7 protein-coding genes are annotated in these 7099 nt (G+C 70.7%); 4 read left to right on the forward strand and 3 right to left on the reverse strand.

Annotated elements, in window-relative coordinates:
- Positions 1–25: 25 nt before the first annotated feature.
- Complete coding sequence (locus tag ABT08_RS06725) at positions 26–1672, reverse strand: AMP-binding protein (RefSeq protein WP_288114316.1); 1647 nt, start codon at positions 1670–1672, stop codon at positions 26–28.
- A gap of 114 nt (positions 1673–1786) precedes the next feature.
- Positions 1787–2635 (reverse strand): helix-turn-helix transcriptional regulator, encoded by an 849-nt coding sequence (locus ABT08_RS06730; protein ID WP_056206114.1) that lies wholly within the window; start codon positions 2633–2635, stop codon positions 1787–1789.
- A 228-nt stretch (positions 2636–2863) separates the two neighbouring features.
- On the opposite strand from ABT08_RS06730, the gene rpsF reads away from it, so the two are divergent.
- The 4 genes from rpsF (at position 2864) to rplI (ending at position 4433) form a co-directional block, all read left to right on the forward strand.
- Positions 2864–3223 (forward strand): 30S ribosomal protein S6, encoded by a 360-nt coding sequence (rpsF, locus tag ABT08_RS06735; RefSeq protein ID WP_045248006.1) that lies wholly within the window; start codon positions 2864–2866, stop codon positions 3221–3223.
- 5 nt (positions 3224–3228) lie between these two features.
- Positions 3229–3651, forward strand: coding sequence for a single-stranded DNA-binding protein (locus ABT08_RS06740; protein ID WP_288114317.1), 423 nt, complete (start codon positions 3229–3231; stop codon positions 3649–3651).
- Positions 3652–3716: 65 nt separating this feature from the next.
- The gene (gene rpsR, locus ABT08_RS06745; RefSeq protein WP_045247875.1) at positions 3717–3971 is read left to right on the forward strand and encodes a 30S ribosomal protein S18; all 255 of its coding nucleotides are present in this window, start codon (positions 3717–3719) and stop codon (positions 3969–3971) included.
- Positions 3972–3980: 9 nt separating this feature from the next.
- Positions 3981–4433 carry a 50S ribosomal protein L9 gene (gene rplI / locus ABT08_RS06750; protein WP_045247874.1) on the forward strand — a complete coding sequence of 151 codons (453 nt, stop codon included), beginning with the start codon at positions 3981–3983 and terminating at the stop codon, positions 4431–4433.
- A gap of 77 nt (positions 4434–4510) precedes the next feature.
- On the opposite strand, the gene ABT08_RS06755 is transcribed toward rplI, so the two are convergent.
- Positions 4511–6172: a hypothetical protein gene (locus ABT08_RS06755; protein WP_288114319.1), complete on the reverse strand. Its 1662-nt coding sequence runs from the start codon at positions 6170–6172 to the stop codon at positions 4511–4513.
- Positions 6173–7099: the final 927 nt, after the last annotated feature.

Here is a 7099-nt window from a genome sequence, read left to right on the forward strand (position 1 = left end):
CCGTAGCGGGCGGGGCGACCCGCTGTCAGGCGTTCACGGCGGCGGCTCGCAGATCGAACTTGCGCACCTTGCCGGTGGCGGTGTGGGGCAGCTCCGCCACGAAGTGGAACTCGTCGGGCACCTTGAATGCGGCGAGCAGCCCGCGCGTGTGTACCCGCAGCTCGTCGGCGCCCGCGGCATGCCCTTCGCGCAGCACCACGAAGGCGACCGGCCGCTCACCCCATCGTGCGTCGGGGCGGCCGATGACGGCGACCTCGAGCACGGCGTCGTGCGAGACGACGGCCTGCTCGACCTCGACCGTCGAGATGTTCTCGCCGCCCGAGATCACGATGTCCTTCGCGCGGTCCTTCAGCTCGATGTATCGGTCGGGGTGCATCACGCCGAGGTCGCCGGTGTGGAACCATCCGCCGCGGAACGCCTCCTTCGTCGCCCGGCTGTCGCGGAAGTACTCCAGCATGACGTTGTTGCCGCGCAGCACGATCTCGCCGATGGTCGTGCCGTCCGCGGGGACATCCTGCCCCTGCTCGTCGACGACCCGCGCGGACTCTGCCTGCACCATCCCCACCCCCTGCCGCGCGAGACGCTTGGCGCGCTCGCCGCGGTCGAGGCCGTCCCACGCGGTCTGGTACTCGCACACCGTGAACGGTCCGTACACCTCGGTGAGCCCGTAGACGTGCACGACGGTGATGCCGAGGTCCTCGAGCGTCTCGATGATGGTCGGCGACGGCGGCGCACCCGCGGTCGTGATGCGCAGTGGCCGCTCGACGAGGTGCGCGTCGGCCGACGCCGCGATCGTCGTGCACACGGTCGGCGCCCCGCAGAGATGGGTGACGGATGCCCCGTCGATGAGCTCCCAGATGCGGTCGGCCCGCACGGCGCGAAGCCCGACATGGGTGGCGCCGGCGGCGGTCACCGCCCACGGCGTACACCAGCCGTTGCAGTGGAACATCGGCAGCGTCCACAGGTAGACCGACGCGCTCGTCAGCTGCTGGTGGAACACCTCGCCGAGCGCGTTCAGGTAGGCGCCGCGGTGCGTGTAGACGACGCCCTTCGGCTTGCCGGTCGTGCCCGAGGTGTAGTTGATCGAGATGGGCGCGCGCTCATCCCTCACATGCCATGACACCGGCTCGTCGAGGTCGGCCGCGCGGCCCAGGAACTCCTCGTACGACACCTGACCGGATGCCACGTGCCCGCCCGGATGGCCGAACTCGGGATCCTGCACCTCGACGACCTCCTCGAGGGTGCCGACGCTGGCGAGCGGGTCGCCAATCGACGCGAGGATCTCGGCGTCGGCGATCAGCACCCGCGCGCCGGAGTGCAGCAGGATGTAGTCGATCTCGGCCCGGCTCAGGCGGGTGTTGATCGCGACGAGCACGCCGCCCGCGAGCGGCACCGCGAAATGGCCGATCAGCATCTCGGGGGTGTTGGGCACGAGGTAGGCGATGCGGTCGCCGGGCTCGATGCGCGCCTGCAGCACCCGCGCCAGTTGCTCGGCCTCGTGGGCGAAGCGCCGGTACGAGTAGCGGCGCGCGCCGTAGACGATCGCGTCCTTGTCGGGGAAGACCTCCGCCGCCCGCTGCAGGAACCGCAGCGGGGTGAGCGGCTCGTCGTTCGCGGCGGGGCTGAGGGGAACGGGCGAGGTGATCGTCGTGGGTTCGGCGAGGTGAGGCATCCGGGTCTCCTTCGACAGCCGGGCGGCGCTCCGTCGCGCCGCGGTGGCACGATGCAAACACGGATGCCGCGGCCCCCACACCCCCCGATGGAGGGTGTCGGCCGGCGCCGGCCGTCAGGGCAGCAGGCCGAGGCGCCGCGCCGTCGCGACGGCCTCATGGCGCGAGTGGGCGCCGAGTTTCGCCATGATCGTCTGCATGTAGCCCTTGACGGTGTCGGGCTGCAGGGTGAGCCGCCGCGCCGTCTCGGCATAGGTGCAGCCGAGCGCGACCTGCGCGAGCACGTCCGACTCCCGTGCCGACAGCTGTGGGGCATCGTGCTGCCGGGCGCCCACGAGCTGCGCGTCGATGGCGAGCAGGCGGGCGGCGAGCGTCGGATCCGTGGTCGCTGCGGCCAGCGCGGTCAGTTCGGCGTGCGCCACCCGCACCGCGTCGCGGGCGTCCCGGTCGTCGGCGCGCACCGTGGGGTCGACGCCCCGCAGCGCCGCCAGCCGGCGGTCGACCTCGTCCCGCACGTGCAGCTCTCCGCCGATCGCGCGCGCTCCGCCGAGCAGGTGCGTCGCGACCGCGTCGCCGAGGCTCCCCTCGTCGCGTGTCGCGGCGTAGAGCACCGCGCGGGTGGCACCGTCGACCGTCACCGGCACGGCGACCATCGACCGCAGCCCTTCGCGTCGCACCGCACCGTCGTGCTGGTGGGAGATCTGCGGCGCTCCCACGTAGTCGTTGACCGCCGTCGGGCGTCCGCGCGCGACGGCTCCGCCGCCGACCCCTTCGCCCGCGCGAACGAACAGCCGGTGCAGGCTGTCGGTCTCGGTGCCCACGAGCTCGGTGATCGTGAACGCGTCGTGATCGACCAGTCCTGCCATCAGCACGTAGCCGGGCGTACCGCCCGCCAGACGACGCAGGATGCCGCGCAGCAGGTCGCGGTCGTCGGGCCGCAGGGCCGCCGCGCTGATGTCCGGCATCGTCGCCTCCAGATGATTGGGCCGCATCGTAGCACCGGCCCGTGCGCGGGAAGCGCCGTCGGTTGGCGGGGGTTCGTGGCATCCGATACACTTCGAAGGTTGTCCGTGTGCGGCTCCCGCCGCGCATCGCGGACACGTGCATCAACCCTCCTGCTGTCGGGAAACGCCCGGCAGCCGTTCTAGTCCGAAGGAGGTGGGTTAGTGACGCACACGCACCAGTACGAGCTGATGGTCATCCTCGACCCCGAGCTCGACGAGCGCCAGGTCACCCCGAACCTCGACAAGTTCCTGAAGGTCATCACGAATGATGGTGGCTCGATCGACAACGTCGACGTCTGGGGCCGCCGCCGTCTCGCCTACGAGATCAAGAAGAAGTCCGAGGGCATCTACGCCGTCGTCAACTTCACCGCGACCAGCGAGACCACGCAGGAGCTCGACCGCCAGCTGAACCTCAGCGAGCTCGTGTTCCGCACCAAGGTGCTCCGCGCCGAAGAGGCCATCGCTCTCATCGCGTCCGAGCAGAAGCGCGCCGACGAGAAGGCTGCCCGCAAGGCCGCCGCCGGTGCCGCGAAGGTCGCGAAGGCGTAACGACGATGGCCGGCGAGACCGTCATCACCGTCGTGGGCAACCTCACGGCCGACCCCGAGCTGCGGTACACGCAGAACGGGCTGCCCGTCGCGAACTTCACCATCGCGTCGACCCCCCGCACGTTCGACCGTCAGGCGAACGAGTGGAAGGACGGCGAGGCCCTGGCGACCGGTCGTCTGCGTCAGCGCTCCTACCAGGACCGTGACGGCAACAACCGCACTGCGATCGAGCTGGAGGTCGACGAGATCGGCCCCTCGCTGCGCTACGCCACCGCACAGGTCACCCGTGCGGCCGGCGGTTCCGGCGCCGGCGGCGGCGGATCGCGCGCCCAGGTCGCCGACGAGCCGTGGTCGACGCCCGGCTCCTCGAACAGCAGTGCCGACGCGTGGAGCGCCCCGGGCGCCTACGGCGACGACACTCCGTTCTGAATCTCGAATCACGGATGCCGCGGCCCCGCGCCTGAGGCATCCGCTCACACACACGAAGGAACACCATGGCTGGAAAGGCAAGCGGCGACCGCCGCAAGCCGCGGAAGGGCGCGAAGGTCGCCGCTCCCGCGAAGGCGATCCGCGTGGGCGTCATCGACTACAAGGATGTCGCCACGCTTCGCAAGTTCATCTCGGAGCGCGGCAAGATCCGCGCCCGTCGTATCACCGGTGTCTCGGTGCAGGAGCAGCGTCTGATCGCCAAGGCGATCAAGAACGCGCGCGAGATGGCGCTCCTGCCCTACGCCGGCGCAGGCCGCTAAGGAGCACCCATGTCGAAGCTGATTCTCACCAATGAGGTCGCGGGGCTCGGTAGCGCCGGCGACGTCGTCGAGGTCAAGAACGGGTACGCCCGCAACTACCTCATCCCCCAGGGCTTCGCTGTCGCGTGGACGCGCGGTGGCGAGAAGCAGGTCGCGTCGATCCGCGCGGCCCGTGAGGCCCGTGCCATCCACGACCACGAAGAGGCGCTCGCGCTGAAGGCGAACATCGAGCAGTCCTCCGTCAAGCTCGCGGTCAAGGCCGGCGCCGAGGGGCGTCTGTTCGGTTCCGTCAAGAACGACGACGTGGCCGACGCCGTCAAGGCCGCCGGTCTCGGTGACCTCGACAAGCGCAAGATCCACATCACGTCGCCGATCAAGTCGGTCGGCACCCACGAGGCGACGGTCCGTCTGCGCGACGACGTCACCGCCGTGATCACGCTGCAGGTCGTCGCCGCGAAGTAATCCGGCGCGACGCACGGCTGAGGGCCCCGGGATCCTTTCGGATCCCGGGGCCCTCAGCGTTTCCGGGGGGATGCGGGTCAGGCGAAGCTGGCCACGCGGCGGCGACGGATCACCGAGTAGCCCGCGGCGCCCACACCGGCGGCGACGAGCGAGGCGCCCATGAGCATCAGCGGGAACAGGCCGGCCGCGCCGGTGAAGGCGAGGGCGCCGCCCGTGCTGGCCGCAGAACCGAAGATCGATCCGTTGGTGCCGGGGTCAACCGGGTTGGTCGGGTTCGTCGGGTTGGTGGGGTTCGTCGGGGTGGTGGGCGTGGTGTTCGTCGGGCAGTTCACCGTGTTCGGGGTGAGCAGCGCGACCGAGTTGCACGACGCCGACAGCGGCACGTTCACCGTCGCGAGCCCGGTGCCGTTGACGAGCCCGGTCACTGTCGAGACGAGCGGGTTGAGGGCGTCGTTCACCAGCGGGGAGAGCACGTCGGTGCCTCCGGTGGCCGAGGAGAGTCCCGGCACCAGGGTGTCGAGACCGGCAGGCAGGCTCGAGGTGCCGAGGCTCGGCACCAGCGTGCTCAGACCGGCGGGAAGCTGGCTCTGCAGTCCCGACAGCGCCGAGCTCAGCGGGTTGCTGCTCGATGACAGTCCGCCCAGGAGCGAGGTCAGCGGGTTGCTGCTCGCCGACGACCCGCCGCCCGCGGTGCCCGTTCCCGAGACGGCGTTGCCCAGCACGCCCACCGCGTTGCCGCCGATCGTGACGGGTGCGTTGACGCCCACGAGCCCCTTGCCGGGTGTGGTCGCGGGCGCAGACGGGGACGTCGATGTCGAGGCGTTGGCGGCGACGCCGACGGCGTTGCCGCCGATCGTCACCGGGGCGTCGACCTGAACAAGCTTCGGCACTCCGGACGATCCGGAGACGGCGTTCGGGTTGACCGTGATGACACCGTTGAGCAGGTTGCCGAGCGGGTTGCTCGACGACGATCCGCTGGAGGACGACCCGCTCGACGAACCGGGGGTGCCGGTGGCGGTGCCGGTGGCGGTGCCGCCGATGCCGATACCGCTGCCGGTGATGGTCACCGGCAGGTGCACGCCGATGAGGGCGCCGTTGTCGTTGTTGGTGTTGTCGCCCGTGGCGGCGTTGGCGGCCACCGCGCCCGTGAGGGCGAGTCCGGTGCCGATGGCGATGCCGATGACGGATCGCGTGAGGTGCGTGCGCATGATGGTGTTCCTTCCAGGGAGATGACGGTTGGTGGCCGAGGCCACCCGGCGCTCCGCGCGGGTGCGCGGTGAGGGATATGCAGTTGTGGGGAGAGAGGTCTGAAGGTGTGCGTCCCGGGTCGACGCCGCGTCGAGGAGGTGCGATGTCGACCCGGGACGGTTGCGGCGACCCGCGCTCTCGCGAGGAGCGGGGACGTCGCCCATCTCGGTCGTCGCCCGCTGGCCGATCGGCCGACGACGAGCGCCGGACACGCCGAGGGCGACCAGCCGGCTGTCGACTGCATCGACGTGGCCGAGCCGGGGCGCCGCTGCCGCGATGAACGCGGCGGGGGCCGAGGCATCCGATGCGCACCCAGGGGTCCCCGACACAGGAAGAGTCGGCGAAGTGCGGATCGTGGCGGACGTCGCGTCAGCGAGGGAGCGGAGCTGGGCGGTGGGGTCGTCGACGACCGAGGCCGTGCGATCACCCCCGACCGAGGTGGATGGCCCGCCGGTGGCCGCGGGGGCGGCCACCGGGGAGTGAGTGGGCATGCCACCTCGCAGGCCGGTCGGCCCGCTGATCGGCGACGTCGCGACGATCGCCGTCGCGGATTCCGCGGGGCGCACCGGGGCGTGCGAATCGAAGGTGTGCATGGTCTGTTCCCATGTGAGGGTCGCGAGGGCGCGACGGATCGTCTGGCGAGCGGTCGCTCGTCAGGTGTGCGGTGGGGTGTCAGCGGCGCCGGAGGTCCGGTGGCGGATCGGGTGGCTGCCCGAGCGGCCCGGGTGGGCCGGCGGAACGACGGTGTGGGGCGGCGCCGGCGGGAACCCCGAGAGTGCCGAGCGTGGGGCTCGCCATCATCGGGTTGCCCGACCCGCTGGCGCCGCCCGGCGCCAGGGTCCCCGTGGGGAGGGTGGGGTGCACCTGGCCCGACGCGTCGGAGGCGCCGGAGCGGTGGGGGGTGGGGCGCAGGCCCGGGGGGAGGGCCGTCGACGCGGTGCGTGCGTGGTGCCCGGGGGCGGATGCGACGCCGGCGCGGCGCGTCTGCACGGGGGCGGACGGGCGGACCCGTGACATCCGGCGATGCGTTGTGGTGATGAGGTTCATCCGTCTCACCTCCTCCTCAGGTAAGTGCCGCTGCTGCGGTGATGCGGCGAGTGTATGCACGTCGTTCGAGTGGACGGAAGCGGGTTCATGTCCGGAAATTCCGGCCTCTCACGGCCCTCTTTCGCCCCCTCCACGGTCCGGAATTCTGCACAGTTCGTCACGTCGAACGCACAACCTTCAACCCGGCCTTCAACCAGGGACTTATTCACACCCGTGGATAGTGTTAATACCTGATCAGATGGAAAAAAATAGCGGAAAATCGTTGCGGGGGACACGGCTGTCCACAAGCTGTTCCCACAGGATCGGCGGCGTGTTTCCGCATTTCTCCACAGAGTTATCCACAGGGGTGTTTGCGTGGCGATAACCCCGTG

This window comes from Microbacterium sp. SCN 71-21, from assembly GCF_001725695.1.
In the GTDB taxonomy this organism is placed as follows: Bacteria; Actinomycetota; Actinomycetes; order Actinomycetales; family Microbacteriaceae; genus Microbacterium; species Microbacterium ginsengisoli.

What these genes read in the sequence shown, in the direction of transcription:
- ABT08_RS06725 (WP_288114316.1), bottom strand. Translation starts at nt 1,672, where the DNA reads ATGCCTCACCTCGCCGAACCCACGACGATCACCTCGCCCGTTCCCCTC.
- rplI (WP_045247874.1), top strand. Translation starts at nt 3,981, where the DNA reads ATGTCGAAGCTGATTCTCACCAATGAGGTCGCGGGGCTCGGTAGCGCC.
- ABT08_RS06740 (WP_288114317.1), top strand. Translation starts at nt 3,229, where the DNA reads ATGGCCGGCGAGACCGTCATCACCGTCGTGGGCAACCTCACGGCCGAC.
- ABT08_RS06755 (WP_288114319.1), bottom strand. Translation starts at nt 6,172, where the DNA reads ATGCCCACTCACTCCCCGGTGGCCGCCCCCGCGGCCACCGGCGGGCCA.
- rpsF (WP_045248006.1), top strand. Translation starts at nt 2,864, where the DNA reads ATGGTCATCCTCGACCCCGAGCTCGACGAGCGCCAGGTCACCCCGAAC.
- ABT08_RS06730 (WP_056206114.1), bottom strand. Translation starts at nt 2,635, where the DNA reads ATGCCGGACATCAGCGCGGCGGCCCTGCGGCCCGACGACCGCGACCTG.
- rpsR (WP_045247875.1), top strand. Translation starts at nt 3,717, where the DNA reads ATGGCTGGAAAGGCAAGCGGCGACCGCCGCAAGCCGCGGAAGGGCGCG.